The 26,578-nt window shown below is 66.5% G+C and carries 23 protein-coding genes; 12 read left to right on the forward strand and 11 right to left on the reverse strand.

Going from position 1 to position 26,578, the window contains the following annotated elements; genetic code table 11:
- Positions 1-10: 10 nt before the first annotated feature.
- The 3 genes from OTER_RS04520 (at position 11) to OTER_RS04530 (ending at position 4,517) form a co-directional block, all read left to right on the forward strand.
- Positions 11-2,236 carry a protein-disulfide reductase DsbD family protein gene (locus tag OTER_RS04520; RefSeq protein WP_044891566.1) on the forward strand — a complete coding sequence of 742 codons (2,226 nt, stop codon included), beginning with the start codon at positions 11-13 and terminating at the stop codon, positions 2,234-2,236.
- A 114-nt stretch (positions 2,237-2,350) separates the two neighbouring features.
- A complete protein-coding gene (locus tag OTER_RS04525; protein WP_012373724.1) occupies positions 2,351-3,412 on the forward strand; it encodes a Gfo/Idh/MocA family protein in 1,062 nt (353 codons plus the stop codon).
- Positions 3,413-3,644: 232 nt separating this feature from the next.
- Positions 3,645-4,517 carry an HDOD domain-containing protein gene (locus OTER_RS04530; RefSeq protein ID WP_158305357.1) on the forward strand — a complete coding sequence of 291 codons (873 nt, stop codon included), beginning with the start codon at positions 3,645-3,647 and terminating at the stop codon, positions 4,515-4,517.
- A gap of 194 nt (positions 4,518-4,711) precedes the next feature.
- On the opposite strand, the gene OTER_RS04535 is transcribed toward OTER_RS04530, so the two are convergent.
- The 4 genes from OTER_RS04535 to OTER_RS04550 all read right to left on the reverse strand — a co-directional run bounded on the left by OTER_RS04535 (position 4,712) and on the right by OTER_RS04550 (position 7,329).
- The gene (locus OTER_RS04535; protein ID WP_012373726.1) at positions 4,712-5,038 is read right to left on the reverse strand and encodes a metal-sulfur cluster assembly factor; all 327 of its coding nucleotides are present in this window, start codon (positions 5,036-5,038) and stop codon (positions 4,712-4,714) included.
- Positions 5,035-6,360, reverse strand: a complete 1,326-nt coding sequence (locus OTER_RS04540; protein WP_044891568.1) for a hypothetical protein — start codon at positions 6,358-6,360, stop codon at positions 5,035-5,037. The genes OTER_RS04535 and OTER_RS04540 overlap by 4 nt, the downstream gene beginning before the upstream one ends.
- An 85-nt stretch (positions 6,361-6,445) precedes the next feature.
- Complete coding sequence (locus tag OTER_RS24935; protein WP_012373728.1) at positions 6,446-6,970, reverse strand: DUF2249 domain-containing protein; 525 nt, start codon at positions 6,968-6,970, stop codon at positions 6,446-6,448.
- Positions 6,967-7,329 (reverse strand): cupin domain-containing protein, encoded by a 363-nt coding sequence (locus tag OTER_RS04550; RefSeq protein WP_012373729.1) that lies wholly within the window; start codon positions 7,327-7,329, stop codon positions 6,967-6,969. The genes OTER_RS24935 and OTER_RS04550 overlap by 4 nt, the downstream gene beginning before the upstream one ends.
- Before the next feature lie 457 nt (positions 7,330-7,786).
- Here OTER_RS04550 and OTER_RS23680 point away from each other — a divergent pair, with 457 nt between their 5' ends.
- The 4 genes from OTER_RS23680 to OTER_RS04570 all read left to right on the forward strand — a co-directional run bounded on the left by OTER_RS23680 (position 7,787) and on the right by OTER_RS04570 (position 10,633).
- On the forward strand, positions 7,787-8,590 hold the full coding sequence (locus tag OTER_RS23680) for a YwiC-like family protein (RefSeq protein ID WP_012373730.1): 804 nt from the start codon (positions 7,787-7,789) through the stop codon (positions 8,588-8,590).
- Between the two features lie 111 nt (positions 8,591-8,701).
- On the forward strand, positions 8,702-8,941 hold the full coding sequence (locus tag OTER_RS04560) for a DUF2249 domain-containing protein (RefSeq protein ID WP_012373731.1): 240 nt from the start codon (positions 8,702-8,704) through the stop codon (positions 8,939-8,941).
- Positions 8,942-8,968: 27 nt separating this feature from the next.
- A complete protein-coding gene (locus OTER_RS04565) occupies positions 8,969-9,685 on the forward strand; it encodes a Crp/Fnr family transcriptional regulator (RefSeq protein WP_012373732.1) in 717 nt (238 codons plus the stop codon).
- A 63-nt stretch (positions 9,686-9,748) separates the two neighbouring features.
- Positions 9,749-10,633, forward strand: a complete 885-nt coding sequence (locus OTER_RS04570; RefSeq protein ID WP_044892151.1) for a DMT family transporter — start codon at positions 9,749-9,751, stop codon at positions 10,631-10,633.
- 249 nt (positions 10,634-10,882) lie between these two features.
- On the opposite strand, the gene OTER_RS04575 is transcribed toward OTER_RS04570, so the two are convergent.
- The 7 genes from OTER_RS04575 to mgtE form a co-directional block, all read right to left on the reverse strand.
- The gene (locus OTER_RS04575) at positions 10,883-11,827 is read right to left on the reverse strand and encodes a DMT family transporter (RefSeq protein WP_044891570.1); all 945 of its coding nucleotides are present in this window, start codon (positions 11,825-11,827) and stop codon (positions 10,883-10,885) included.
- Between the two features lie 251 nt (positions 11,828-12,078).
- On the reverse strand, positions 12,079-14,709 hold the full coding sequence (locus tag OTER_RS04580) for a PAS domain-containing hybrid sensor histidine kinase/response regulator (protein WP_012373735.1): 2,631 nt from the start codon (positions 14,707-14,709) through the stop codon (positions 12,079-12,081).
- A gap of 160 nt (positions 14,710-14,869) precedes the next feature.
- Positions 14,870-15,139: an SWIB/MDM2 domain-containing protein gene (locus tag OTER_RS04585; protein WP_044891571.1), complete on the reverse strand. Its 270-nt coding sequence runs from the start codon at positions 15,137-15,139 to the stop codon at positions 14,870-14,872.
- 107 nt (positions 15,140-15,246) lie between these two features.
- Positions 15,247-17,169, reverse strand: coding sequence for an ABC transporter ATP-binding protein (locus OTER_RS04590; protein ID WP_012373737.1), 1,923 nt, complete (start codon positions 17,167-17,169; stop codon positions 15,247-15,249).
- Positions 17,166-19,082: an ABC transporter ATP-binding protein gene (locus OTER_RS04595; RefSeq protein ID WP_012373738.1), complete on the reverse strand. Its 1,917-nt coding sequence runs from the start codon at positions 19,080-19,082 to the stop codon at positions 17,166-17,168. The genes OTER_RS04590 and OTER_RS04595 overlap by 4 nt, the downstream gene beginning before the upstream one ends.
- A 254-nt stretch (positions 19,083-19,336) precedes the next feature.
- The gene (locus OTER_RS04600; RefSeq protein ID WP_012373739.1) at positions 19,337-19,936 is read right to left on the reverse strand and encodes a hypothetical protein; all 600 of its coding nucleotides are present in this window, start codon (positions 19,934-19,936) and stop codon (positions 19,337-19,339) included.
- Between the two features lie 161 nt (positions 19,937-20,097).
- A complete protein-coding gene (gene mgtE / locus OTER_RS04605; RefSeq protein WP_012373740.1) occupies positions 20,098-21,480 on the reverse strand; it encodes a magnesium transporter in 1,383 nt (460 codons plus the stop codon).
- Positions 21,481-21,614: 134 nt separating this feature from the next.
- On the opposite strand from mgtE, the gene OTER_RS04610 reads away from it, so the two are divergent.
- The 5 genes from OTER_RS04610 (at position 21,615) to OTER_RS04630 (ending at position 26,576) form a co-directional block, all read left to right on the forward strand.
- Positions 21,615-22,256 (forward strand): TetR/AcrR family transcriptional regulator, encoded by a 642-nt coding sequence (locus OTER_RS04610; RefSeq protein ID WP_012373741.1) that lies wholly within the window; start codon positions 21,615-21,617, stop codon positions 22,254-22,256.
- Positions 22,234-23,241, forward strand: a complete 1,008-nt coding sequence (locus OTER_RS04615) for a beta-barrel domain-containing protein (RefSeq protein WP_012373742.1) — start codon at positions 22,234-22,236, stop codon at positions 23,239-23,241. The genes OTER_RS04610 and OTER_RS04615 overlap by 23 nt, the downstream gene beginning before the upstream one ends.
- An 83-nt stretch (positions 23,242-23,324) precedes the next feature.
- Entirely contained in the window at positions 23,325-24,263 is a 939-nt protein-coding gene (locus OTER_RS04620; RefSeq protein ID WP_012373743.1) for an ABC transporter ATP-binding protein, read from the forward strand.
- A gap of 97 nt (positions 24,264-24,360) precedes the next feature.
- Positions 24,361-25,362, forward strand: coding sequence for an ABC transporter ATP-binding protein (locus tag OTER_RS04625; protein WP_012373744.1), 1,002 nt, complete (start codon positions 24,361-24,363; stop codon positions 25,360-25,362).
- On the forward strand, positions 25,359-26,576 hold the full coding sequence (locus tag OTER_RS04630; RefSeq protein WP_012373745.1) for an ABC transporter permease: 1,218 nt from the start codon (positions 25,359-25,361) through the stop codon (positions 26,574-26,576). Before OTER_RS04625 ends, OTER_RS04630 begins: the two co-directional genes overlap by 4 nt.
- Positions 26,577-26,578: the final 2 nt, after the last annotated feature.

Here is a 26,578-nt window from a genome sequence, read left to right on the forward strand (position 1 = left end):
GGTCCCGCACATGTCCGCGTTCTGTTCGTTCGCTCCGAACTGGTTGAGGTTGCGCCTGCTTGTCGGGCTCATCGCCCTCGGCTGGCTGCAAACGGCGACGGCGGCGCTGCCGTCGCCCGAAACCCACGTGCAGGGGTCCTTGGTTTCCGCCGACGCTTCCATCCAGCCGGGCCGGCCGTTCACGGTGGCACTGCGGCTCGAGCACGAACCACACTGGCACACCTACTGGCTCAATCCGGGCACGGGCCTCGCCACGACGCTCGCCTGGAAACTGCCGGCCGGGTTCACCGCCGGCGACATCCAATGGCCGGCGCCGATCGTCCTCAAGGATCGCAGCGGCACAGTCGTGGGCAACGGCTACGAGGGCGAAACCCTGCTGCTGGTCACGATCACTCCGCCCGCCACGCTCGCCACCGGCACCGAGGTCCGGCTCGAAGCCGACGCGGAGTGGCTGATGTGCAGCGATGTCTGCATCCCGGGAGGCCAGGCTCTCTCACTCACGCTGCCCGTGCGCGGCGATCCGCCGTCACCGAATCCCCCTTGGCACGAAAAAATCGCCGCGACGGCCGCCGGACTACCGCGTCCGCCCGAACAATGGAAAGTCACCGCGAGCCGGGACGAGAAGAACATCACGCTCCACATCACGCCCACGGCGGACCGCCCCACACAAGTGCCGGAGCAGCTGCATTTCTTTGCGGATGACAACCTCGTGGCCTATGAACTGCCGCAGACCACGCAGCCCGCTGGAACGGCAGGCTCCGCCCGGGTCGGTTTCATCCTGACCGCGCCGGTTTCGCCGGACGGACCCCAGAACGCCACGGAACTTCGCGGCGTGCTCACGTCGGAAAACGGCTGGCGCGCCGACGGCTCGATGCGCGGGCTGCGCATCGACGTGCCCCTCACGGTCGCGAGCACCGCACCCGGCGCGAGCCTCAGCACGGCGGAGCGCGGAGCTCCGACCCCGGGCAGCACCGCGGCCGCCGTGACGCCCGCGAACTCCGGGTTGTTGGCGACGCTGCTGCTGGCGTTTGTCGGTGGGCTGATCCTCAACCTCATGCCCTGCGTGTTCCCGGTGTTGGGCATCAAGATTCTCGGGTTCGTCAACCAAGCCGGCCACGCGCGCAGCAAGGTCGTGGCCCACGGACTCGTGTTCACGCTCGGCGTGCTGTTGTCCTTTTGGGTGCTCGCGGGCGCGCTGGCGATTCTGCGCGCCGGCGGCGATCAGCTCGGCTGGGGTTTCCAGCTGCAATCGCCCGCCTTCGTCTTTTCGCTCACGGTGCTGTTGCTCGTGTTCGCGATGAACATGAGCGGCGTGTTCGAGTTTGGCCTGCGCGCCACGAGCGTCGGCGGCGAACTGCAGACAAAATCCGGCCTCGCCGGCTCGTTTTTCACCGGCGTGCTCGCCACCGTGGTGGCGACCCCTTGCTCAGCGCCGTTTCTCGCGCCTGCGCTCGGTGCGGCACTGGCGCTTTCCACGATCGAATCGTTCACGATCTTCACCGCCATCGCGCTCGGGCTCGCCACACCCTATCTGCTGCTCTCGATTTTTCCCGGCGCGGTTAAAATCCTGCCGCGACCGGGCGCGTGGATGGAGGGCTTCAAGCAGTTCATGGCGTTTCCACTTTACGCCACCGTTGCGTACCTCGTGTGGGTGCTGGCCGGCCAGGTGAGTGAAGAAGGTTTCCAGCAGGTGCTTTTCGGCCTCGTGCTCGTTGCGCTGGGCGTGTGGATCTACGGTCGTTGGAGCATGCCGGGCGCGTCGCCCGCGCGGGTCCGCTCCGGCGCCACCGCGCTGGTCCTGGTGGCCGCCCTCGGATTGTGGCTGGGCTGGCCCCAAGCCACGCTGACGCAGACTCCCGGGAGCGTGACTTCGGCCGGCGTCGCCTGGCAGCCGTGGAGCCCGGAGGCGGTGCAGCAACTCCGCGCTGAAGGCCGAATCGTCTACGTGGACTTCACCGCGCGCTGGTGCGCGACATGCCAGACCAACAAGAAACTCGTCTTCCACTCTGACGAGGTGCTGCAAACGTTCGCGCACAAGAAAGTCGCCGCGCTCCGCGCCGATTGGACCAACAAGGATCCGCGGATCACCGCCGAACTCGCGCGCTACGGTCGCAGCGCCGTGCCGTTTAACGTGATCTGGCTCCCCGGTCGCAATGAGCCGGTGATCCTGCCGGAGATCCTCACGCCCGGGACCGTGCTGGAGGCGCTCCAGAGTGAGACCGTCGCGGTGCAGTAGACTGCCACCGGCGCGCAGCCTGGCGGATTGCGCGCCGGGTTTGTGTGTCATCCTCCGACGGTCGTCGGAAGCGCTCGCAACCTCGACCCGGTCGCTGCGTAATTCCTTGCTCGTATGACCGATCACCCCCTCGCCGTATCGCCGCTCGGATTCGGCATCATCGGTCTCGGCATGATCGCCGACTACCACGCTCGTGCAATCGCCGCTGCGCGGGGCGGCAAGCTGGTCGCCGTTGCCAGCCGGTCGCTGGCGAAGGCACAAGCGTTCGCCCAGAAACACGGCGCCGCTTTCGCGACGGATGATTTTCACCAGCTCCTCGCGCGGCCGGACGTGGACGCGGTCTGCATCACGACGCCGAACGCGGCACATTACGAACCGGCGCTCGCCGCGATCCGCGCGGGCAAACATCTCGTGCTCGAGAAGCCGATCGAGGTCACGGTCGAGCGGACGGATGAGATCATCGCGGCTGCCGAGCAGGCGGGGGTGAAACTCGCGCCGATTTTCCAAAGCCGGTTTGGCGAAGGTGCGCGTCGCCTGAAAGCTGCGTTGACCGCCGGCCGGTTCGGCCGGTTGGCCCTGTGCAGCGCGTATATCAAATGGCAGCGCACGCCACAGTACTACGAAGGCGGGTGGCATGGGGTGGCCGCGCTCAACGGCGGCGGCGTGGCGATGAACCAGGCCATCCACGCGATCGACCTGCTGCAGTGGTTCGCGGGAATGCCGCAAGAGGTGTTCGCGCTCGCCGGCCGCTGCGTGCACTCCGGCATTGAAGGTGAGGATACGCTAGCTGCCACGCTGCACTTTGCCCACGGTGCTTTCGGCACGATCGAGGCCAGCACCGCCGTATTTCCGGGCTGGAGCCAGTGCCTCGATCTCTGCGGCGAACACGGCTCCGTTCGGCTCGAGGATGACCGGCTCGTGCGCTGGGACTTTCGCGAGCCGCGACCCGAAGACACCGCGATCCGGGCCGGCGCCGGCGACATTACGATTCGCTCCGGCGCCGGCGCGCCCAACGCGATCGGCATCGAGGGCCACTGCCGGCAGATTCAGGATCTGATCGATGCTGTGGCCGAAAATCGGCCCGTCGCGATCCCGCCCCGCGAAGCGCGCAATGCCATCGCGATCATCGGCGCGCTCTACGCCTCGGCGGCACGGCGAATCCCCGTCCGGTTGTAACGTTCCTTTTCGCTGCGTGATCGCCGCTGCGCTGCGGCTCCGCCCGGCCCGAACGCACGCGCGCTGTCATGGCGGCGTTCGGCCACGTTGCTTTTTCACCGGGCGCGCGCCTGCCTGCGCCATTGCCTGCGTTTGCGCGCTGACGCTCAAGGGAATGGGCAGCGGACGCGGACCGGGGCGGGAAATACTTTTGCTTTCTCCGGCGTGGCCGATGTTAGATGGGGTCACTTCCGTGTTTTTCCCCGAAAACTCCCCCAACTACTCCACGCCCGAACGGCTGGTTGCTGCGATGGGTCAGTTGCCCCCCATGGCGCAGGTACTCTCGCGTTTGCAGCGGCTGCTGTCGGATACGAATTCCGGTCTCGATGACATTGCGGCATTGATTCGCCTCGATCCGGCGATGACCACGCGCGTCATTCAGATCAGCAACAGCGCCTGGTTCGGGCGCGGTGGCGGTTGCCGCACGATCGAGATGGCCGTGAACCGCGTCGGCTTTCGCGAAGTGTATCACGTCGTGGCCGTGGCGGCGTCGGGCGCGATCGTCGCGCAGCCGCTGGCGGCTTACGGACGCGACGCGCTCACGATGTGGCGTGAGTCCGTCGCCGGGGCCTTCGCGGCCGAGACGCTCGCGGAACGGCTGGGCGAGGATACCGCGGTCGCCTATATGAGCGGACTGCTGCATGGCATCGGCCGGCTGGCGATCAACAAGTGCCTGATCGGCGCCGATGGTCATCCCGTGAAGATGCTCGCGGATGAAGGATTCCCGCGCGACCACAGCGGCGCGGAAAACGCGCTCCTCGGTTTTACGCAGGCGGATGTCGGCGCCTGCATGTTGGAGAAATGGGCCTTCGCCGCGGAAAATGTCGAATCGGTGCGACACCAGTACGAGCCCCTCGAAGCCGAGGAGCCGCACGACCGGATGTCCGCAGTGGTTTACTGCGCACGCTATCTCCGCAGTGCGGTGAATCAGCCGGAGGTCGAGATCGAGGCGCCCGGTCTCGATGACGTGCTCGCTGCATTGCGGCTCGATCGCGAGGAGTTGCTCGGTTTCCTGCCGGTGCTGGAGAATCAGGTCTCCCGCGCGATGCAGATCATGAAGGTGTAGGGCATTCCAGCAACCGCGGCTGCATCTGGCTGCGGCGTAGACCTGCTCGATGAGCAGACGTCCGGCCACCGGCCGGCCTACAGCCGCTACGTCCTGGTTTGAAACGCCGCGCTACAATTCGCGGACTCCGGCTGAGATCGCCTCGTTCCCTTCACACGCCCGCAGCCACCGCTGCGGACGAATGCCCATGCCGGTTACTCGGCAGGCGGCGGTTCTTGCCAACCGAGATGCGCCCGCCCCTCCGGCGTGAGCCGCTCAGGTGTCCAGGGCGGCTCCCACACGACCTCCACGCGAACCTCCTGCGCGCCCGGCAACGCGGCGAGGGCCGTCCGCGTGCCTTCGAGGATCATGCCGCCCGCCGGACACCCCGGCGAGGTGAACGTCATCGTCACGCCGATGTCGTGACCGTTCGTCTCCACGGAATAAACGAGCCCAAGATCGACGATGCTCAGGCCGAACTCGGGATCGGGAATCGTGCCCAGCGTTCGCCAGATCAGATCGGAATCAACCGCAGTGTTCATACGAAAGTTTTGACGGGTTGCGCCGCGGCGGGCGCGACGGGCGCGGTGACCGGCCGCCACACATGCCGTGCAGTCGTGCCAAGGCTCACCAGCAATGCGATCTGCCCCGCCGCGAACAGCGTCGCGCCCAGCGCGAGCACGCCCACGTGAGCGACGCCCGCGCCGACCGCGAGCAACAACGCCCCGCTCACGTGCAGCCAGACCCAGAGCCGCTCCAGGTTCGCGCGCCCCAGCGTCCCCGCCTGCGGCGTGACCTGCCGCCCGACACGCGGACCATACACGCGCATCCACACCAGAAACGGCACGATCTTGCAGAGCATGCCCTGCACGCTCGCGAGCAGCCCGCCGAGGATCGCCAGCACGCCATACCCGAGGGCCGCCTGCAGGTCGCCGACGCCGCACGCCAGCGCCGCGCCCGCGAGCCCCGCGACCATCAGCAGACTCAGCCCGGCGAAAAACCCGCGCAGTCCCGGCTCGATCACGCGCTTCCGGCGCGTCGCATAGATGCGCTGCAATTCCCGGCCCGAGAGCGCGAACGACACCAGCAGCAGCGTCGCCCCAGCGAACGTGCCGGCGGCCGCCGCCCAGGCCAGCGAGGTCGCCAACACGAGCAGCCCGGTTTGCGAGAGCGCCAGCGCCCAGCCGATCCGGTGCGTGGTATCGACCGTCGCGAGGGTGAACATCGGCACCAAGCGGAACATCGCGCCTTGCAGGAGCGTGACGAAAAATCCCACGACGCCGAGGTGCGCGTGCGCCCGCAGCAGCCCGAGCACGTTCATCGGCCACCAGCCGAAACGCAGATTCGCCGCCAGCAGCACGCCGGCGATCACCGTCACGACGAGCCACGCCGCAGAGCAGCCAAACGCGATCAGGATCGGGTCCAGCCGGTTGGCCGCGCGCAACGTCCGCGCCACATTCAGCGCGAACAGCCCGACGCCGGTGGCCACCAACGTGCCCCCCGCCGCCACGATGCCGAGTTCGCCCGTGCGAAACGCGACCACCATGATGGTCGTCCCCACCAGATGCACGCCGAGATGCACCCACGCGGCGAGGCGGCCCGTGAACGCGGTGTTCGCGAGCACCGGCAGCAACTGGTAAACCGCGCCGAAACAGATCGTCGCCAGCGCGCCGAGCAGCCACACGTGCGTCAACGCGATCACGTGCGGATGCAGATGCGGCAGCGCCAGCGTGCCGGGCGCGGCCAGCAGCCAGCCTGCACCCATCACGCCGGCGACCAGACCCGCAGCGATAAACGACAGCGGAATCGTGGCGCCGGCCGAGATCGGACTCGCACCGGGTCGGACAGGCGAAGAGGGGATCACAGTGAGGCGGAGCCCGGCGTACCGCCGGGCTCGTGGGATCTGCGCGGGGAGAATCCGCCGGGACGGCGGGCTCCTCCCTGCACGCTTAGTTCTTCTTGATCGTGTTGAGCCAGCTGCCGTCGGCCTGCTCGTGTGACGCGTGGGTGAAACCGCGCGTGTCGAGCTCAGCAAGCAGGTGCACCGGCTTGCGATCGGTCAGCGCGCGCAATTGCGCACCCGACGCGAGCGTCTCGATCGCGGCCATAATCCGCAGCATCGGCTCCGGCGGCTCGAGCCCGCGCGCGTCGAGGATCGCTTCATTGCGCGTCGAGCCGCAGCCGCCCGCGGGCGGACGCACCGCCGGCGCACTCTCCGTCGCCGCGATCCGCGTGATCTTCACCTGAAATTCGTCCGGACCTTCGACGAGGTATTCCCACGTGAACGCACCCGGGAACTGGCCCGCGAACTGGTAGTAGAGCGGCACGGGATCGTGATCGTTGACGAGGACGAAATAGCTGCCGACGGGCAGCTCCGTCCAGCGCCGGAAGATCAGCGGGTGTTTTTCGCGGCAGGAAACTTCCCGCACATCAAGATAGGCGGAAGCGTTCGGTTCGGTGGTGGCGTTGTTCATGGTTGAGAAAGGGTGGCGGCGGGTTCGGAGCAAAGCGTAAGCAGCATCGAGAAGGGTTCCGGCGCGCGGACCGCGTGCGGATGGTTCGGCGGCAAGTGCAGGAACGTGCCGGCGCCCAGCCGATGCCAGGCATCGTTGAAAAAGAAATCGCAGTTGCCCGAGAGAATCTGGATCACGGCCCGCCGGCGGTTCGTGTGCGACGTGAGCTCCTGGCCCGCGGCAAAATGGAACAGCGTGACGCGCGCTTCCGGCGTCAGCAGCAGGGCGCGACTGACGATGCTCGCGGGGGCCGGCGCACCGGCTTCGGCGAGGTCGAGGGTCGCCGCCGCGTCGGCGGCAATAAGGGTGTTCTGACTCATGGATGCACGGTAACCCAGCGCGTCGCGGCTCGCCTTGATCCGGGTCAAATTATCACGCGGGTGCGGCCCAAGCCGGGTGTCTTTCTTCCAGGCGTGCGGCGTAAGCCACGTGGCACCAGCGTCTCGCCCGTGTCGAACGCGGCTCAGTGAGGTGCAGATCGAGTGAACGACTCCGGCAGATCGCGTGGAAGAAGGCTTTGTAGGGCTGCCGCTTGCCGGCAGCCGCGAGAAAGAGGCATACCCGCACCTCTCTCGACCGCCGGCGCGCACGGCTCTCCGCCAAGCTGAGCCCGGCCGGCCGGCGAGGGCATTCCCCCGGAACCCGGCCGCACCCGCCGAATGTTCGTAACACGAACATTGGTCGGTCCGCGCCCGTTTTTCGCGTCGCGCGCAAGCGCCGATCGTTTTGTTTGATCGGCATCAAGGCCGGCGCCGCGCCGACGATCATAATTGCCGCATGCCTGCTCTCGTCGCCATCGCCACTCGCGCGCAGCCCCGCGTCCGCTGGAGCAGCGTTGTGCTGCCGAAGGAACACGGCAGTTGGTCGCTCGCGCTCGAGCCGCTGGCGCTTGGCCTGCTGGCGGTGCCCTCGGTGCCGGGCCTGTGGCTGGCGCTGGCCGCGTTCGCCGGATTTCTCGCGCGCCGACCGCTGCGACTGGCGCGGCGCGAAACCGACGTCGCACGGCGGCACGCCGCCGTCCAGGCGCTCGCGATTCTGGCTGGCGTGGCGTTGGGGGCGCTCATCGTGGCGTTCATGCTGGCGCCGGTGAACCTCATCGGCTGGCTTGTCGCGCCGGCACTCGCGGGCGCGGTGTTCCTGGTTTTCGATCTGCAGAACGACGGCCGGGAAGGAGCCGCCGAGATCGCGGGCGCGACGGCGTTTGCGGCCTTCACCGGCACGATCGCGGCTGCTGGCGGATGGACTTTCGTCGGAGCCGGCGCGCTGCTGTTCGCGATGTGCGGACGCGCCATTCCCACCGTGATGGCGGTGCGCAGCTACGTGCGATCCACCAAAACCGGCCGGCTGCAGCCACTGCCGGCTCTCGTGGCGGCCACGCTCGCGGCGGCGACGGCGATGGTGCTGAGCTGGCGAGGACTGCTGCCGCTGGTCGTGCCCATCGCACTCACGCTGCTGTGGCTGCGCACGTGGGTGCTGCTCGTGTTTCCGCGCCCGCGAATTCGCGCCCGCACACTCGGCTTTCAGGAGCTCGGCTGGGGCGTCGCCTACGTCGTCAGCGTCGCCCTGCTCTGGTCAATGTAGCGATCATCGCCTGCCTGGGCCCCCATTTTGCTGTCATCATCTGTGTCGATCCGTGCAAACCGTGGTCACGCGAATTGAGAAACCAGCGAAGGTCGGTCGAAATCATCACCCATGAAACCCTCGTCGCAGAAATTCCGTTCGCTCGATGTGCGCCCGCTGCTCGCCCGGGGCGAAGAACCGTTTCCGAAAATCATGGCGACGGTGAACTCACTCCAACCGGACGAGGGTTTTGTGCTCATCGCGCCGTTTCTGCCATCGCCATTGATCGAGCGGTTGCATGCCGCGGGTTACCAGGCCCGGCCGGAGCGCGCCGCGGACGGGGGCTGGAAAACGTTTTTTTGGCGCGACTGATGACCCCGCAGGGGTTTGTCTGACATCGTGACCCACGATGTCGCCCCCCTCCGCACCGCTGCGATCGCGGCCACGCTGCGTTCGTGTCAGCTGTTCTCCGGCCTCTCCGCGTCCGACCTGGAGACCATCGCGGCGTTCTCGATCCTGCGTTCGGTGGCGAAGGGCGCCTATCTTTTCCGCGAAGGCGATCCCGCCGAGGGATTCTATGTTGCGCAGCGCGGTGCGTTCAACGTGCACCGCGTGAGCCCGACGGGGAAGGAGCAGGTGATCTACGTGTTCCGCCCGGGCGAGTCGTTCGCGGAGGCGGCGCTGGCCAGCCCGCAGGGTTATCCGGCGAACGCGCGCGCGGTCGAGCCGTCCGGCGTGGTGCTGGTACCGAAGGTGCCGTTTCTCGGCTTGCTGGGCCGGCGGCCCGATCTCGCGTTGCGAATGCTCGGTTCGATGAGCCAGCACCTGCGCGTCCTCGTCGGTCTGGTGGAGGACATGACCTTGAAGGACGTCGAGACGCGGCTGCTCAACTGGCTGTGCAAGCGACTGCCGCGCGGCGCGGGTGCGCCGGTGATCGAACTCGGCACTACGAAGCGCGTGCTCGCCGCCGAGCTCGGCACGAGCAGCGAGACGTTGTCGCGCACGTTCGCGCGGCTGCGTGACGAACGGCTGCTCACGGTGCGCGGGAAGGAATTGCACGTCGCCGACGCCGATGCGCTCCGCGCGCGTTTCCGCCGACTGCTAGGCGAGGAATAGAAGGGGAGTCCGTCGTTTTTCGGCGTGCGCCCGCTGCACGCGTGCGACACGTTGTCAGGCTCCGTGAAAGATCCTGCCCACGCCCGCGCGATCGGCCTGCTCGTCATCGCCTCGTTCTGTTGGAGCTTGGGCGGACTCCTCATCAAGGCCGTCGATTGGCCTCCGCTCGCAGTCGCGGGGATGCGCGGCCTGTTCGCTGGATTGTTCCTCCTCGCGACGAACCGGCCGCTGCGGTTCACCTTTTCGCGCGCGCAGCTCATTGGCGCGCTCGGCTATGCGGCTTGCACGGTCACGTTCGTGGCCGCGACCAAGCTCACCACCGCCGCGAACGCGATCCTGCTTCAATATACCGCGCCGGTGTGGATCGCACTGTTCGGCGCCTGGCTCATCGGCGAGCGCGCCACGCGCGCCGACTGGCTAACGATCGTGGTGGTGCTCGCCGGTATGACCCTTTTCTTCGCCGGCGGACTCGACTTCAGCGGGGTGCTGGGTAACTCCATCGCGATCCTGAGCGGCGTGTGCTTTGCCGCGATGACGCTCGCACTGCGGAGTCAGAAGGATCAGTCGCCCGTCGAGTCGATCATCCTGGGCAACCTGCTCGCGTTCCTGGTGGGGCTGCCGTGGATCGTCAGCGCGCCGCCGCTCAATGCCGTCGGCTGGTTCGCGCTGCTGCTGCTCGGTATCGTGCAGCTCGGCGTTTCCTACTGGCTCTATGCCCGAGCGATCCGGCACGTCACCGCGCTCGAAGCCAGCATCATTCCCGTGATCGAGCCGATCCTGAATCCGGTGTGGGTGATGCTGATGCTCGGCGAAACACCCACGTCGCTCGCCCTCTTGGGTGGGGTCATCGTGCTGACGGCGATCACGCTGCGGGCGATCGCGTCGATCCGCGGCGCGGCGTCGCGCTCCGCGCCACACGCTCCGCGTGAGTCGGAGTTTGAAGTGTAAAGTTCAAGGTTTGGGAAATGGGTGCCTGAAGATCCGCGTACGAGCGGGTGGGTGGCCGATCCGAATTCGACGACAGATGGACACGGATCAATACCGATGAGCTCGAACCATTCCGGGTGATGGCCACAAAGAGGCACAAGAGCCACAAAAGGTCCGTCGGCGTTTTTGCGCCTTCTGTGCCTTCTTGCGGCTATTCAGGATCGATGCAAACGACGCGACGAGGGCGTCGCGTCCCCATGAGCAGCCAGGCTACTTGCTCGCCGCTGCCGCGGGTTTGGCCGGCGGTCGCAACTGAATCAGCACGTTGGCCAACGTGATCAGACCGCCGCCGATCAACAGGTGCGACGTGGCGCTTTCGTTGGGATAGTTGATCGCCGTCCACGCCGAGATCATCGCCGGAAGGAACAGCGCCATCACCGAGCCGAAGATCGGTTCCACGCAGTAGATCAGCCCGGCCTCGGTCGCGGTGATTTTCGGCTGCCATCGGTTCATGATGAGGAACGCCCCGAGTGTGCAGAACACGGTCAGCGACGCGGTGAGTCCGAGCCAGCCGGGTGACGTCCACGGCAGAACCAGCGCGTCGACCGAGGGCGCCGTCGCCGCGGACAATCCCAGGAACACCAGCGCCTCGGTCAGGAACATCACCAGCGTGAACTTCTCCACGCGATTGCCCACAAACTCCGACCGGTCAAGCCAGAGGATCTGACCCATGAAAAACACCGACGAGAGCAGGGTTTCCCATTCGCCGCGGCCGAAGGTGAGCTCCCGCCAGTCGAACCGGCCCAGGATCGCCACGCCCGCCAGCACCAACGAGCAACTGATCCAGACGAGCGCGCCCGGGGTGCGCCGTGAGCGCAACGCGAGATACACCGGGATCATGATCGCGTAGAACTGCGTCAGAAACGCCGAGGTCGACGCCGCGGTGAACTGTAATCCGTCGACTTGAAACAGCATGCCGGCGGCGGCGAAAAGCCCGAGGATCACGCCCTGTTTCAGCTCCGCGCGCGTGATCCGCCAGAAACTTCGGGCCTGCCACGCCAACAACACGATCACGGCCAGCAGGAACCGCGGCGCGATCGTGTAGGCAGTCGAGAACCACGTGCCGGCGTCGGGCAGCAGCTGCGCATGCAGGAGGGTGATCGACTTGATCACCGGGAAGCTCAGCCCCCAAAACAGGTTGGCGAGCAGCAGCATCACGATGGCCTGGGTGTGCTGAGGAGTTCTCGGGGCGGGCCGCATGAAGCGGGTCAGCCTGCGAGGTCGGCTCGACTCCGCCAAGCGAATTGGCGCGGCGCACGCGCGTCTGAATGGTGCCGCGGCTTGCGGGCCAGCCGTGGGGACGCGACGCCCTCGTCGCGTCGTTTGGTAGAGCCGACGCTCGCCGTCGGCCGAGGCTGCCGGCAAGCGGCAGCCCTACGAGAGCAACCGGAACCCGCGCCGCGCCCTCACGCGGCCGTCGGTCGTGAGGCGAGATAGCGCTCGAGTGCGGCCTGCAACTCCGCCGGACGAACGGGCTTCGTGAGATAATCGTTCGCTCCCGCGGCCAGGGTGCGCTCGCGCTGTTCGTTCCGCGCGTCCGCGGTCAACGCGACGATCCACACGCCCCGCACCGCCTCGCCGGCCGCACCCGCCCGGATCTGCGCGGTCGTCGCCAGCCCGTCCAATTCGGGCATGTGCAAATCCATCAACACGACTTCGGGCCGCGACCGCGCGATCTCCTCCAACGCGACGCGACCGTTCACCGCGAGGTGCGAAGTGCAGCCCAGATGGCTGACCACGGTTTGAATCAATCGCTGGTTCACCGCGTTGTCCTCCACGATGAGCACGCGAAGGCCGAACTGTGGCGGCGGTGGCATGGCCGCGGCGGGAGGATCCGCGGCGCTCGCGCCCAGCACGCCTCCGAACAGGTCGTGATGCAGCGGCTTGTTCAGGAGCTGTCGGAAATACGGGCGCAACGCCGCGCGAATTTCTCCGGGCAGCGGCACAGGGATGAGCGCCACCATTTTTTCGGGCAGCCAGCTCACGCACGGTTCGCGCGACGTCGCGAGTTCGGTCGCGGCGCTGGCACTGAGATCCTGGATACCGAGGTCCCAGTCTGATCGTTGCGGCGAGGCCGCCGTTTCGCTCTCCATTACCTCACCGCCAAAGCGTCGGACCAGCCGCGTCAGCTCCTCGCACATTCCGCCTGACGCCACGAGCATCACGCGCCGGCCTTGCAGTGGCGTTGGCGGCACGCGGTCTGCCGCGGGCGTGTGGACCGGCACCCGGATGGTGAACGTGAACCTCGAGCCGCGGCCCAGTTCGCTCGTGAACGTGATGTGCCCGTTCATCAGTCCGACGAGGTTTTTGCAGATCGCGAGCCCGAGGCCCGTCCCGCCATAGCGGCGCGTGGTCGAATCGTCCACTTGGCTGAAGGGCCGGAAAATTTTGGGATGGTGTGCCGGGGCGATGCCGATCCCGGTGTCGCGCACGGAAAACTCGAGCGTGCACGACGCCTCGCCCGCGTCGGCGGTCTCCCGGGCTGATGGCAACGCTTCCGCGTCCGCGGTTTCCGGCGCCGGCGACGAAGCCACCACCCGCACGTCGACGGCCACCTCGCCCGTGGGGGTGAATTTCACGGCATTGTTCACCAGATTGACGATCACCTGCCGCAGCCGACCGACGTCGGCAACGATGGCGGCCGGTACGGTGTCGTCGATCCAGTGCAGCAGCTCGACGCCTTTGGGCAGGGCCAGCGTGGCGGCAAGGTCGAGTGCGTTCTCCACGCATTCACGCGGATCGCAGGGCTGTGGCTCGAGCTTTAGCCGGCCGGACTCGATGCGCGCGTAATCGAGGATATCGCCCGTCAACTGGATCAAGGTCTCGCTGCTGGTACGGATCGTCTCGACGTATTCCAGCTGCTCCGGCGTCAGTTCCGTCTCCAACAACAGGCTCGCGAAACCCACGATGCCGTTTAGCGGCGTGCGCACTTCGTGGCTCATCGTGGCGAGGAATTGTCCCTTCGCGCGATCGCCCGCCTCGGCCCGCTCCTTCGCTTCGCGCAGCAGCGCTTCGGTTTGGCGGATCTCGGTCATGTCTTCAAACACCCCGACAAAGCTCCGGATCTCACCGGCGCGGTTCTTGACCGGCGTGATCGCCGCGCGGAGCGGAAAGACCGTGCCGTCCTTGCGTGGCATCATCCATTCGCCGGTCCACGGATGCCCGGCCCGGATGGTGGTCACCATGTCCGCAAAGATTTCCGGGCGCGCCTCGGCGCCGTGAAATGTCCGCCATTCCCGCCCCAGCAGTTCGCGGCGCGAATAGCCGAGCAGCCGGCAGAACTTGGCGTTCGCGTATTCGATGCGCAGGCCAAGGTCGACGATCATGATCGGCGAATGCCCTTGCTCCATGGCCTCGGTCAGATTCCGCAGCGCCTCTCCTTGCATCAACTGCCGGTGCGTGGTCACGAGGGCCGCCAGCGGCAGCAGGAGCAGCATCCATACGTAGCCGGCGGTCCCGAGCGCCGTGTTCCAAAGCGCCCGATACCATTCGTGGGCGGTGAGATCGAATGCGATGAGATGCTGCGGCCGCCCCGGCGTATGCGGGCCGATCAGGGCATACCCGCTGACCCAACGGCCGCCGTCTTCCTGCCGCGGTCCCTCCGCGGTCGGATAACCGGTCTCGATCACGCCCTCCAGCCCCGGAGAAAGCCGGGCCGGCAATGTGCCCGTTCGCGGCGCCGGTTGCGCGGGATCGGTTCGCGGCGCCGAATCGGCCAGGGGCAGCAACGTGCCGTTGGCCGGAAGATAGCGCAACAGGGAGATGCGCGGCTGCCGTTCATCGCTCGTCCGCAGGCGACCGAGGCGATCCTTCACGCTGGCGTAGACGGGAGATTCCCGCTCGGCGGGGGCGCCGGTGAGTTCCTGGAGCTCCGCGACGTGAAACGCCACCGCGCAGCCCTGGACGCGCGCCGTGAGCTCGGCCAACAGCTCCGCGCGCGCACGAAGGTATCGCCAGTAGCCGGCGCCGATGCCGGCGGCGAAAATGACCGCACTCGCAAACGCGAGCACAGCCTTGCGTTGGAGCAGGGAAAGCATGACGCCGGAGGCGTGAGGGGGACGGCAATGAACCGGGTACCGCCGACCGGTGCAACCACGAACCCGATTTCCTGCTACAGCTCCGGCCGGGCGCCGGCCTGCGGGCACAAAAAAGCCGCCGCGGAACCCGCGACGGCTGGAGAGTGTTACCGCACTCTGCTCAGGAGACGTGCCCGGAGACGAGCTTCGTCATCTCGAACATCGAGACGGACTTCTTCTTGTTGAAGATCGGGAGGAGCTTCTCGTCGGCGTTGATCTGGGTCTTCACCTTCTTGTCCTGCAGGCCATTCTTCTTGATGTAGGCCCAGAGCTTCTTGGTGAGCTCCGTGCGGGGCATCGGGTTCGAGCCGACGACGGCCGCGAGCGCGGCGTCGGGCGTGACCGGTTTCATGAAGGCAGCGTTCGGTTTGCGAGCTGATTTCTTAGCCATAGTGATTTTGGGTTTAGAAGTGCTTTCCCTCGAAAGCAACGCACTTCTAGAGGGAAAATTGCCCGTTTGCATAGGAGAATCTTCACCTTTCTAGAGGGGAGCAGCCGCTAGAAAGTCTCGCCAACCTGGGTGAACTGGGCGTACAGCGCCGCGTAATGCCCACGGCGCGCCAGCAAATCCGCGTGTGTGCCCTTTTCTATGATACGCCCGGCCGCAAGCACCAGCACCTGCTGCGCCTGCCGGATGGTACTCAGCCGATGCGCCACCACGAAGCTGGTCCGGCCCTGCAGCAGCCGTTGCAACGCCCGTTGTAACCGCGCTTCGGTGACAGCATCGATTGCACTCGTCGCCTCGTCGAGCACCACGAGCCGCGGGTCCGCGAGCAGCGCGCGCACGAAGCAGATCAGCTGCCGCTGGCCGAGCGAAAGCCCGGCGCCGCGCTCGCCCACCTCAGTGGCCAGCCCGCGCGGCAGGGCTTCGAGCTGGTCCAGGCAGTCGAGCTGGCGCGCGGCTTCGCGCACGTCGTCTTCCGTCGCCTCGGGCCGGCTGAACCGGAGATTCTCGAGCACGGTGCCGCTGAAGAGGAAATTCGTCTGCTGCACCAGGCCCAGCTGCCGATGCAGCGAACGGCTGGTGATCGTGCGGACCTCGCGTCCATCCAGCAGAACCTCGCCCTGCGTGGGCAGATAGAATTTGGTGACCAGGTTGATGATCGAGCTCTTGCCACTGCCGGTGTGTCCCACGAGCGCGATCATTTCCCCGGGCGCCGCGGTGAAGCTCACGTCGTGCAACACCGGCCGCGCCGGATCGTAGCCGAACGTGACGGCGCGAAACTCCACGCGCATCCCGCCCGCTGGCGGCAAGTGGGAAGTATCAAGTGGCAAATTCCAAGAGCCGGATCCGGCCGCGGCATCTTGCTCCTTGTCACTTGTCACTTGTGACTTTCCTGCACGCGGATCCGGCAGATCCGTCGCCGTGGGGTCATCGACCCACTCGGGCGGCGTGTCAATCAGCCGGAAGACGCGCTCGGCGCCAGCCATCGCCACGAGTGCCTGGTTGTATTGTGTGCCGATCGTTGCGATCGGGGCGAAGAACTGGTTGGCCAGCAGGAAAAACGTGATGAGCCCGCCGACGGTCATGTCGCCCTCGAACACCCGCCAGCCGCCGAACAGCAGGAGAATCGCGATGAAGAACTGGCTGTTCAGCTCGAGCAGCGGCGTGAGCACGGCCGAGGTCCGCGCCAGCGCGATGTTGTAGCGGGCATGGTCCGCGAGCAGGCTGCGGAACAACCCGAGGTTCGTCGCCTGCCGCACGAAGCCCTGCGTGATCCGCATGCCGCCGACGGACTCCGCGAGGGTCGCCGTGACGCGGCTGAAGCTTTCACTCGAGGCCCGCGTCAGCCGGCTGAGCTGCAACCGAAAACGATTGTTGATCAGCCAGAGCACCGGCGCCATGCCGGCGACGACGAGGAACATTTTCCAGTCGCTCCAAGCCATCACGACCGCGGCGAAGAGCATGCTGCCGAACTGAATCACGCTGACGAACAGCACGTCCTGGATCCCGACGCGCACCGACTCGATGTCGCTGGTCACCCGGCTGATGATCCGGCCAAGCTTCACCCGGTGAAAGAAGCTCATCGGCTGTCGCTGCACGCGCGCAAACACCTCCGCGCGCAGCTGGTTCACGACCGTCTCGCCGATTTCCAGTGCGTATCGCTGGCGGAAATGGAACATGCCATCGGTGACCAACGCGAGCGCGCCATACGCCACCAGGCCGAGCACGAGCGCGCCCGTGTCGCGCGCGGTGATGGGCCCGTTGATGATGCTCGCGGCCAGCCAGCTGAAGGCCGGCAATTGCGCCGAACGCACGACCGTGAGCACGAGGAGCGCGTTGCGCTTGGTCGCCACGGCCCCCGTGTAGCCGAATAACCGTCGCATCAAGCCCCACTCGAGCGGCTTGACCGGCTGGTCGTCCTCGCCGTCGCGCGGACGCAGCACCAGCAGACTGGGCGGAGCGGCAGCGGATTTCACGCGATCTCCTCCGTCGTGGCGAGCTGCTGCAGTTCGGCCGGATCCACCAGCTGCAGTTGCGCGACCCGGCGATAGGGACCGGGCACGCGCATGAGCTCCGCGTGGGTGCCGCGCTGCACGATCCGGCCCGCTTCCATCACGATGATGAAATCCGCCCGCCGCAGCGTGCTCAGCCGATGCGCCACGATGAAGGCGGTGCGTCCGCTGATCGCCTGCTCGAGCGCGGTGAAGATCTCGTGCTCGGTCTGGCTGTCGATCGCCGCCGTGGGATCGTCGAGCAGCAGGATGGCCGGCTCGAGGAGCACGGCGCGCGCGATCGCGAGCCGCTGCCGCTGCCCGCCGGACAGGCTGCTCCCGCTTTCGCCGAGCACGGTGTCGTAGCCCTGCGGCAGCGCGGTGATGAATTCGTGCGCCGCCGCGATCCGCGCCGCGCGCTCGATCTGCTCCCGCGTCGCCTCCGGATGGCCGAACGCGATGTTCGCCGCGACGGTGTTCGAGAAGAGAAAACTCTCCTGGAAAACAATGCCGATGTTGCGGCGCAAATCGTCGAGATGCAGCCGGCGCACGTCGATGCCGTCGATCAGGATCCGGCCGGCGGTCGGATCGTAGAACCGCGGAATCAGGCTCATGAGCACGCTTTTGCCGGCGCCGGTGGGCCCGAGAATCGCGACGTATTGGCCGGCCTGCACGTCGAGCGTGATGTCGTGCAACACTGGCTTTGGTTCCACCTCGTCCTCGAACGCCGCCGGCCCGCTGGCCGACGGCAGTGGCTGGTAAACGAACGAAACGCGCTCGAAGTTCACCGCGCCGGTGAGTCGCGGTCGCCGCACCGCGTCAGGCGCATTCCGCACCTCGACCGGCGCGTCTAAAATCTCAAACACCCGCCGCGCGCCGATCAGCGACTGCTGCACGCTATTCACGATCGTGGCGATGTTGTTCACCTGTCCGGAAAATTGTTCGAGCAGACCGACGAAGACCACGAGGCCCGCGCCCAGCGGCAACTCGCCGCGGATCACCAGCCAGCCGCCGTAGCCGAGCAACACCATCATGTTGATCCGGGTCAGAAAACCCACCGCCGGCGAGAAGAGGCTCACGCGCCAGAAAATTCCGCGCTGCTGATCGTAGCAGGCCTGGTTCGCGGCGTCGAACCGCGCGCGGTCCTCCGCCTCGCGGCCGAAGCCTTTCGTCACCGCGATGCCCTGCACGCTCTCGGCCAGCCGCTGCACCATTTTTTCGACCAGGGTGCGGTTGTGCGCATAGGCCGGCTGGATCTTGCGCGAGAACCACGCGGAGATTCCCCACAGCAGCGGCGTGGTCGCGAGACACGCGACGGTGAGCGTCGGGCTCAGGCTCGCCATGTAGGTCACATACACGGTGAGCGAGATGACCATGATGACGCTCTGGATCAGCACCTGGTCGACGAACATCCGCACCGCCTGCACGTCGCTGGTCACGCGGGTGATGATCGAGCCGGTGGTGTTCGCGTCGAAGAAGCGGAAGCTCAGCCGCTGCAGCCGATCGTAGACCCGACCGCGCAGATCCACCACCAGCTGTTGTTGCACGAGCCGGTTGACCGAAACGAAGTAGCTGTAATTCAGCAGCGCCCGTGCGAGGGCGAGCACGAGAATCAATCCCGCGAGCAACCCCAGCACGTGCGGCCAGGGCCAGTCCTCCGGCGGCGCGAGATGCAGCGGGTTGGGGGAGAGTGGCACGCCGGCGACCTTGTGGCGGATGTAGTCGATGCCGACGCCGGTAAAGCTGAGCCCCACGATGCCCATCGACAGCAGCACCAGCTGAATGAGCAGCACCTTCAGGCAGCCCGCCCGGTACCGCCAGGTCAGCCGAAACAAGCGGCGAATCACCGCCCGGTTCGAGAGCGTCGCGGTGAAGGGTTTCGGGTCGGACTCGGGCATGTGGCCGCCACGTTAAACGACACCGGTCGGACTGACAAAAACTTATTCCCCCGCCGTCCGGTTTTCACCGCCTCGCGGGAAGTGGGTGCGTGTTCGTGGTCGGGCCGAGGCTGGTCGGCGACAGGGGACCGTCTCCGCGCCACGAACGCATTCAGCTCGGTGGCGGATCTGGCGGGCACACCGCAGGCGGATTCGACAGGCTCACCGCAGGCGAGCGCCGACTCCGCGACCATCAATCTCGCAGGCGCGGGCTGTTATCTCCCCTGGGGATTGGGTGCGCCGGGCGATTGCGGACGCGACTGACCCGCAGCGGCACGACTCGCCTGCAACGCTTGCTGCCGGATCATCCGCCGACGGTTCACCTCAGCGGCGATCGCCTCGAGCCGACGCTGCTCGTCCGCCGGCGTGGGGTTGAGCACCACCGGTCCCCCGATCGGTTGCGGGGAACCGGGACCGGGCGCGTTCAGCGCAGGTGCCGGCAGCGGCTGCAAGGGCGCGGAAGCGACTTTCGCGGTTTTCAGCGTGAGCGTCAGGGTTCGGCCTTGGTAGTCGATCGTGACCGCGTCGCGCGACGGGTCGTAGCTGCGCACGACGAACTCGCTGCCGGGTTCGTTGAGCCGCTTCCACGCGCTCATGCGCTTGGTCGCGTCGTAGATGCTGAATCGCGTGTCGTCGCCCGTGCCCATGATGCCGCGCAATTCGAGCGTGGCATCGGGCGTGGCAGCGGTCTGACCCTGGCCGGCCGGTGGCAAGAACGGCGACGAGTCCGCCAGTGAGTCCGCAGCCGCCGCCTGATGAATCCCCGCGCCGGAGAGCGCGAGACCAAGCAGGAGGCGGTAAACCGACGAAGCCATGGCCGCACTAAACCCGCGCGAGCCGGCGCCGTCAAGAAGCCGGCTGGGATGTGGCCGTGGGCTACCCGAGCCATCGTTCTCCTTCTCTCGAATACAGCGAGAACGAGAATGATGCGATCAATCCACCTAGGAAACAGTGCCCATGGCGGGAGATTGCAGGCCTACAGCAACGTGCCCCGCAGCAGCACGAGCGCCACGCTGAAGTAGATCACCAACCCGGTGACGTCGACCAGCGTCGCCACGAACGGCGCGCTCGAGGTCGCTGGGTCCAACCCGAATCGTTTCAACACCAGCGGCAGCATCGAACCGGTGAGCGAACCCCACAGCACCACGCCCACCAACGCGCACCCGACCGTACCGGCGACGCCCAGCCAATGAGGGCCATACACGTCCGAAACCGCCGACCAGAGCGCGATTCGCAAAAATCCGATCGACCCCAGCACCAGCCCGAGCAACACGCCCACCGCGAGTTCACGCCGCATCACGCGCCACCAATCCCGCACGTGAAATTCGCCCAGCGCGAGCGCGCGAATTACGAGCGTTGCCGCCTGCGAACCGGCGTTGCCGCCCGAGCTGATCACCAGCGGCACAAACAACGCGAGCACCACCGCCTTCGCGATCTCGTCCTCGAAATACGCCATGGCCGTGGCCGTCAGCATCTCGCCGAAGAACAGCACGACGAGCCAGCTCGCCCGTTTCCTCACGATCCGGCCGAGCGTGATCGTCAGGTAAGGCTCGTCGAGCGCTTCGGTGCCGCCGAGCTTTTGGATATCCTCCGTCGCCTCCTCGGCCGCGACATCAAGCATGTCGTCGACGGTGATGATTCCGATCAGCCGTTCACTTTCATCCGTCACCGGCAGCGCCACCCGATCGAACTGGCGGAACAGCTCCAGCGCGTGCTCGCGATCGTCCGTGGGCCGCAGCCGGGCATAGTTGCCGTCGAGCAGTTCCCGCACCGGACGATCGAGCGGCGAGAGCAGCAGCCGGCGCACCCGGACGTCGTCGATCAAGCGCCCGGAGGTATCGACCACGAAGATCACGTTCAGCGTTTCGCGGTCGTAGCCGTGCTCACGGATGTAATCGAGCGCCTCGCGGACCGACCACTCCGGCCGCACGGCCACATAGTCCAGCGTCATCATCCGGCCCACGCTGTGCTCCGGATAGGCGAGCAAGGCCTGGGCCACCTGCCGCTCGGCGGGCGAAAGCAACGCGAGCATCTGCATCGCCAGATCGAGCGGCAGCTCATTGAGGAACGCGGTCCGATCGTCCGGCGGCAGCGAGTTCAACAACTCCGCCGCCTGATCCTGGCTGAGCAACTTGAGGAGGCGTTTTTGCACCTCGAGCGGCACGTAGGCGAAGGTCGTCGCGACCAGTTCGGGTGGGCCCACGCGAAACAGCATCGCCAGCTGCTCCACCGGCAGGTCGGCCAGGTGCGGCGCGAGGTCCTCGGCCAGCCACGGCGCGAGCGCGCGCCGCAACGCCGCGCCGTCCTTGCGGGCCAGCAAGGCGGTGATCTCAGCCTTGATGTCCGGGGGCACAGCCATCCCCGCAGCGAGACAGGTCGATGAAGCCAATTCAATGCTGCGGCGCGTCGCAGCCCGACCGGCTCGCAAAGAAAAATGGGAATTTCACTTGCGTCCTGGAAACTTTAAATACTCTTTCGGTTTCCTAAGGATTCATGGCTGCTCCCGTTCCAGATCTCTTCCGCCGTGAGGCGCCCGCTGCGGCCCGCATTCTCGCCGTCGCGCACCAACAGCTCGTCGAGCATGGCTACACGGCGCTCACCATGGACGTGCTCGCCCACGAGCTGGGCATGAGCAAAAAGACGCTTTACGTACATTTCTCCGGGAAGGATGCGCTGATCGAGCGGATCATCGAGTGCATCGAACGGTCGCTGCAGGAGCGGATGACGGCGGTGCTCTCCGATCCCAAGCTCGGTTTTCCGCAGCGGATCGACCAGGTGGTCGAAGTCGTCGGCTCCACCATGACGCGGATCAGCCCGGCGATGCTGCGCGAGCTGCAGCGGTTCGCGCCACGGCTCTACCAGAAGATTGAAGACGTGCGGCAGAAAAACGTGCCGACCTTTTTCGGCCGGCTGATCCGCGAAGGCGTGGCCGCCGGGAAGGTTCGCTCCGATCTCGATCCGGCGTTCGCCACGGAGTTCTGGCTGCAGGCCATCCGCGGGCTCGTCCAGCCCGCGGTGCTCGACCGGACCCAGCTCACGCTGCGACAGACTTTGGAAAAAGCCCTCAACCTGTTCCTGTGCGGGCTGCTCACGCCCGCCGGACGCAAAGACTATGAAAAGCACCTTGCTGCCTAAAGACCGCCGGCGCTCCCCCGCGCTCGTGCTGCTCGCCGCGCTGCTCGTCGCCCTCGCCGGATGCGCGCGCGGCGGCGGCTCGTCGAACGACGCGCTCGTCCTCTCCGGCAACATCGAGGTGGTCGACGCCCAGCTCGGGTTCAAGGTACCGGGCCGCGTGGTGGCGCGCACCGTCGACGAAGGCGCGCGCGTCACCGCCGGCCAGCTGATTGCGCGGCTGGATGACGCCGAGCAAACGCAGGAGCTCGCGCTCCGGCGGGCGGAACTCGCCGCGGTCGAAGCCGTGCTCGCCGAACTCGAGGCCGGCTCGCGCCCGCAGGAGATCGCCGCGGCGTTAGCCGGGCTGCACAGCGCCGAGGCGGAACGCGATCGCGCGCGGCTTGATTTCACGCGCGCGCAGGAACTGCGCGCCCGCGACGTGATCGCTGATCGCGACTTCGAGACCGCGCAGGCGCTCCTCAAGGTCGCCGAGGCGCGCGCGGCCGAAGCGGGCGAACGGCTCGCGCTGCTCCAAGCGGGGCCGCGCACCGAAACGATTCAGCAGGCCCGCGCCCGCACGGAACAGGCCCGCGCCGCCGTCGCACTCGCGGAAACCCGGCTCGCAAATACGCAGCTGCTCTCACCGCTCACCGGCCAGGTGCTGTCGCACAACATCGAGCCCGGCGAATTCGTGGCCGCCGGCACGCCGGTCGTGACGGTCGCCGACCTCGCACACGTCTGGGTGCGCGCCTACGTGAATCAAACCGATCTCGGCCACGTGAAGCTGGGCCAGAAGGTCGCCGTGCGCACCGACACGTTTCCCGACAAAACCTACGAAGGCACCGTCGGCTTCATCTCATCCGAGGCGGAGTTTACGCCGAAAACCGTGCAGACGCCGAAGGAACGCGTGAAACTCGTGTTCCGCATCAAAGTCGACGTCGCGAATCCCAACGACGAGCTGAAGTCCGGCATGCCCGCCGACGTGACGATCGGCGTCGCTTCATGATTTGAAGGTAGGGCGCGGCGTCCCGCCGAGCCGTCGCGGCTCACCGAGGATCGCTCGTCCGACCTCCGGCCACTTTTCCCCTCATGTCTCCCATCATCCACGCCCAAGGTCTCCGCCGCGTCTTCGGCGACGTGGTCGCAGTCGATGGACTCGACCTCGAAGTCGCCGAGGGCGAGATCTTCGGCTTGGTGGGCCCGGATGGAGCGGGCAAGACCACGACCATGCGCATGCTGACCGGCATTCTCCGGCCCTCTGGCGGGAGGGCCCGGGTGGCGGGTTGCGATGTGCGAAAGGACGACGAACAGCTGAAGGACCATATCGGCTACATGAGCCAGCGCTTCGGCTTGTATCCGGATCTCACCGTCGCCGAAAATCTCGCTTTTTACGCCGACATCTATGGCGTGCCGCAGCGGGGCAGGGCGGAGAAGGTCGAGCGGCTGCTGGGCTTCAGCAATCTCACGCCGTTCCAGCACCGGCAGGCGGGCCACCTTTCGGGCGGCATGAAACAGAAGCTGGGACTCGCCTGCGCTTTGATTCACACGCCGCGCGTGCTTTTCCTCGATGAGCCCACCAACGGCGTCGATCCGGTCTCACGCCGCGATTTCTGGCGGATTCTCTACCAGCTCGTGCGCGAGCGGGTCACGATCTTTGTCTCGACCGCCTATCTCGACGAAGCGGAGCGGTGCAACCGGCTCGCGCTGGTGCACGAGGGAAAGCTGATTGGTCTGGGCACGCCCGACGAGATCAAGGCGTTGCTCCCCGGCGCGCTGCTGGAGGTGCGCACGAACGCACCGCGGCGCACCGCCGCCCTGCTGCGCGAGCAACTGCCTGCGGCCTCCGTCGGCTTGTTCGGAGACCGCGTGCACGTGTCGACCCGCGATGCGGTCGCGACCACCGCCGAACTTCGGACATTCCTCGCCGCAGAGAACCTGCCCGTCGAATCGGTTCAGCCGATCGAACCCTCGCTCGAAGATGTATTCGTGGCGGTGATTGCCGCCAAAGGAAAGGACGCCACCGCATGATCGTCGTCCCTTCACTCCTAATATTGCTCCTGATCGTGCTCGTCGCGACCGAGTCGGACGCCGGTTCGCACCCACCGCCGCAATCTTGATATTTCCCGTGCCCGCCCCCGCTCGCATTTCTCCTCCGCCCGGTTCCTCCGACGTCGAAGTTGTCGTCGAGGTGCGGAACCTTGAAAAGCACTTCGGTGCCTTCAAAGCCGTGGCCGGCATCTCGTTTGCCGTGCGCCGCGGGGAGATCTTCGGGTTCCTCGGGCCGAACGGCGCGGGCAAATCCACCACCATCCGGATGCTCTGCGGATTGCTGGCGCCGACCGGCGGCAGCGGCCGCGTCGCGGGCTTCGACGTGCGCACCGAAGCGGAGAAAATCAAGACCCGCATCGGTTACATGAGCCAGAAATTCTCGCTCTACGACGAGCTCACGGTCGAGGAGAACATCGACTTCTACAGCGGCATCTACCGATTGCCGCGCGCCAAGAAAGCAGAGCGCAAGGACTGGGTGCTCGAAATGGCCGGACTCCGCGAGCACCGGCTTGCCCGGACGAGCGAACTCTCCGGCGGTTGGAAACAGCGGCTGGCGCTCGGCTGCGCGGTGTTGCACGAACCACCGGTCCTCTTTCTCGACGAACCCACGTCCGGCGTGGATCCGAACAGCCGCCGGCAGTTCTGGGACTTGATCTACGCGCTCTCCGAGAGCGGCGTCACGGTTTTCGTGACCACGCACTACATGGAGGAGTCGGAGTATTGTGACCGGCTCGGCATCATTTATCGCGGTGAGCTCATCGCGCTCGGCACTCCCCGCGCGCTGAAGACCGAGCACATGCCGGAAGCGGTGCTGGAGATCGATTGCGCGCAGCCGAACGAAGCGATGAACCTGATCGAGCGGCTGCCTGCCGTGAAGGAAGTCGCGCTCTTCGGCAAGGGCCTGCACGCCGTCGCCGCGGACGCGGCGGTCGCCGAGCAGGCGATTCGCGCAGCGTTGGACAACCGCTTCGGCCCGGCGCGCGTGGAGCGGATCACTCCGACGCTGGAAGATGTATTCGTGTCGTTGATCGAGGCGCGCGATCGCGCGGCAGGTGCCCAAACGGAGGTGCGGCGATGAACGCTCCGGCGGGAACGCGGGCGGCCGGTCCGCGTGGATCGAACAGGGCGCGGGACGCCCGCGCCCCCAGGGCGCCGTTCAGCTTTCGCCGGCTCTGGGCGATCGCGCGCAAGGAAACGCTGCACATCCGACGTGATCCGCGCAGCCTGGGCCTCGCCGTCGGGATTCCGATGCTCATGATCCTGCTGTTCGGCTATGCGCTCACGCTGGACGTCGATCAGGTGCCGATGGTCGCGTGGGATCAAAGCAACACGCCCGCGAGTCGGGCTTATCTCGCGCAGTTCTCGCACTCCCGCTATTTTTCGCTGCAGGGGACCATCGACAATTACCGGGAACTCGAACGCATGATCGATGACCGCCGCGCGTGGCTGGGGTTGGTAATCCCTTCCGATTTTGCCCAGGAACTCGAGGCCGGCCGGCCGGTGGCGGTGCAGGCGATCGTCGATGGCTCAGACTCAAACACGGCGGGCTTCGTACTGAGCTATGCCCAGGGAATCACGCTGGGCTACAACGGCCAGGTGGCGCTCACGCAGCGGCAGCGCCTCGTCGGCACGACGGGCCCGGCGGCCGCGCTCGAGCTGCGCCCGCGGGTGTGGTTCAACGCCGATCTCGAGTCCAAGAACTACATCATCCCCGGGATCATCGCCGTGATCATGGGCCTGATCGCCGCGCTGCTCACCTCGCTCACCGTGGCACGCGAATGGGAGAACGGCACCATGGAGCAATTGATCTCCACACCGGTGCGCCCGCCGGAGCTGATTCTCGGCAAGCTGTTGCCGTATTTCGCGATCGGTCTGTTCGACGTGTTGATCGCGGTGCTCATGGCGGTGTATTTGTTCGACGTGCCGCTGCGGGGCAGTGTGCCGCTCCTGTTTGGCGTGGCCGCCTTGTTCATGATCGGCACGCTCGCGCAGGGCATCCTGATCAGCACGCTGGCGCGGCAGCAACTGCTCGCGAGCCAGCTGGCGATGGTGTCGACTTTCCTGCCCGCGTTCCTGCTGTCGGGCTTTACGTTCGCGATCGCGAACATGCCGCTCCCGGTGCAGGTGATCACGCACATCGTGCCGGCGCGGTATTTCGTCACCCTGGTCAAGGGCCTCTTTTTGCGCGGCGTGGGGCTGGAGGCGTTGTGGCGCGACGCGCTGTTCCTGCTCGTTTTTGCGCTGATCGTCGCCGGCCTCGCGATCGCCCGGTTCCGCAAACGACTCGGCTAATC

The sequence above is a fragment of the Opitutus terrae PB90-1 genome (assembly GCF_000019965.1).
Taxonomy (GTDB): domain Bacteria; phylum Verrucomicrobiota; class Verrucomicrobiia; order Opitutales; family Opitutaceae; genus Opitutus; species Opitutus terrae.

What these genes read in the sequence shown, in the direction of transcription:
- OTER_RS04550 (WP_012373729.1), bottom strand. Translation starts at nt 7,329, where the DNA reads ATGAGTCAGAACACCCTTATTGCCGCCGACGCGGCGGCGACCCTCGAC.
- OTER_RS04630 (WP_012373745.1), top strand. Translation starts at nt 25,359, where the DNA reads ATGAACGCTCCGGCGGGAACGCGGGCGGCCGGTCCGCGTGGATCGAAC.
- mgtE (WP_012373740.1), bottom strand. Translation starts at nt 21,480, where the DNA reads ATGGCTGTGCCCCCGGACATCAAGGCTGAGATCACCGCCTTGCTGGCC.
- OTER_RS04535 (WP_012373726.1), bottom strand. Translation starts at nt 5,038, where the DNA reads ATGAACACTGCGGTTGATTCCGATCTGATCTGGCGAACGCTGGGCACG.
- OTER_RS04525 (WP_012373724.1), top strand. Translation starts at nt 2,351, where the DNA reads ATGACCGATCACCCCCTCGCCGTATCGCCGCTCGGATTCGGCATCATC.
- OTER_RS04560 (WP_012373731.1), top strand. Translation starts at nt 8,702, where the DNA reads ATGAAACCCTCGTCGCAGAAATTCCGTTCGCTCGATGTGCGCCCGCTG.
- OTER_RS04620 (WP_012373743.1), top strand. Translation starts at nt 23,325, where the DNA reads ATGTCTCCCATCATCCACGCCCAAGGTCTCCGCCGCGTCTTCGGCGAC.
- OTER_RS24935 (WP_012373728.1), bottom strand. Translation starts at nt 6,970, where the DNA reads ATGAACAACGCCACCACCGAACCGAACGCTTCCGCCTATCTTGATGTG.
- OTER_RS04575 (WP_044891570.1), bottom strand. Translation starts at nt 11,827, where the DNA reads ATGCTGCTGCTCGCCAACCTGTTTTGGGGGCTGAGCTTCCCGGTGATC.
- OTER_RS23680 (WP_012373730.1), top strand. Translation starts at nt 7,787, where the DNA reads ATGCCTGCTCTCGTCGCCATCGCCACTCGCGCGCAGCCCCGCGTCCGC.
- OTER_RS04580 (WP_012373735.1), bottom strand. Translation starts at nt 14,709, where the DNA reads ATGCTTTCCCTGCTCCAACGCAAGGCTGTGCTCGCGTTTGCGAGTGCG.
- OTER_RS04615 (WP_012373742.1), top strand. Translation starts at nt 22,234, where the DNA reads ATGAAAAGCACCTTGCTGCCTAAAGACCGCCGGCGCTCCCCCGCGCTC.
- OTER_RS04520 (WP_044891566.1), top strand. Translation starts at nt 11, where the DNA reads ATGTCCGCGTTCTGTTCGTTCGCTCCGAACTGGTTGAGGTTGCGCCTG.
- OTER_RS04600 (WP_012373739.1), bottom strand. Translation starts at nt 19,936, where the DNA reads ATGGCTTCGTCGGTTTACCGCCTCCTGCTTGGTCTCGCGCTCTCCGGC.
- OTER_RS04585 (WP_044891571.1), bottom strand. Translation starts at nt 15,139, where the DNA reads ATGGCTAAGAAATCAGCTCGCAAACCGAACGCTGCCTTCATGAAACCG.
- OTER_RS04610 (WP_012373741.1), top strand. Translation starts at nt 21,615, where the DNA reads ATGGCTGCTCCCGTTCCAGATCTCTTCCGCCGTGAGGCGCCCGCTGCG.
- OTER_RS04595 (WP_012373738.1), bottom strand. Translation starts at nt 19,082, where the DNA reads ATGCCCGAGTCCGACCCGAAACCCTTCACCGCGACGCTCTCGAACCGG.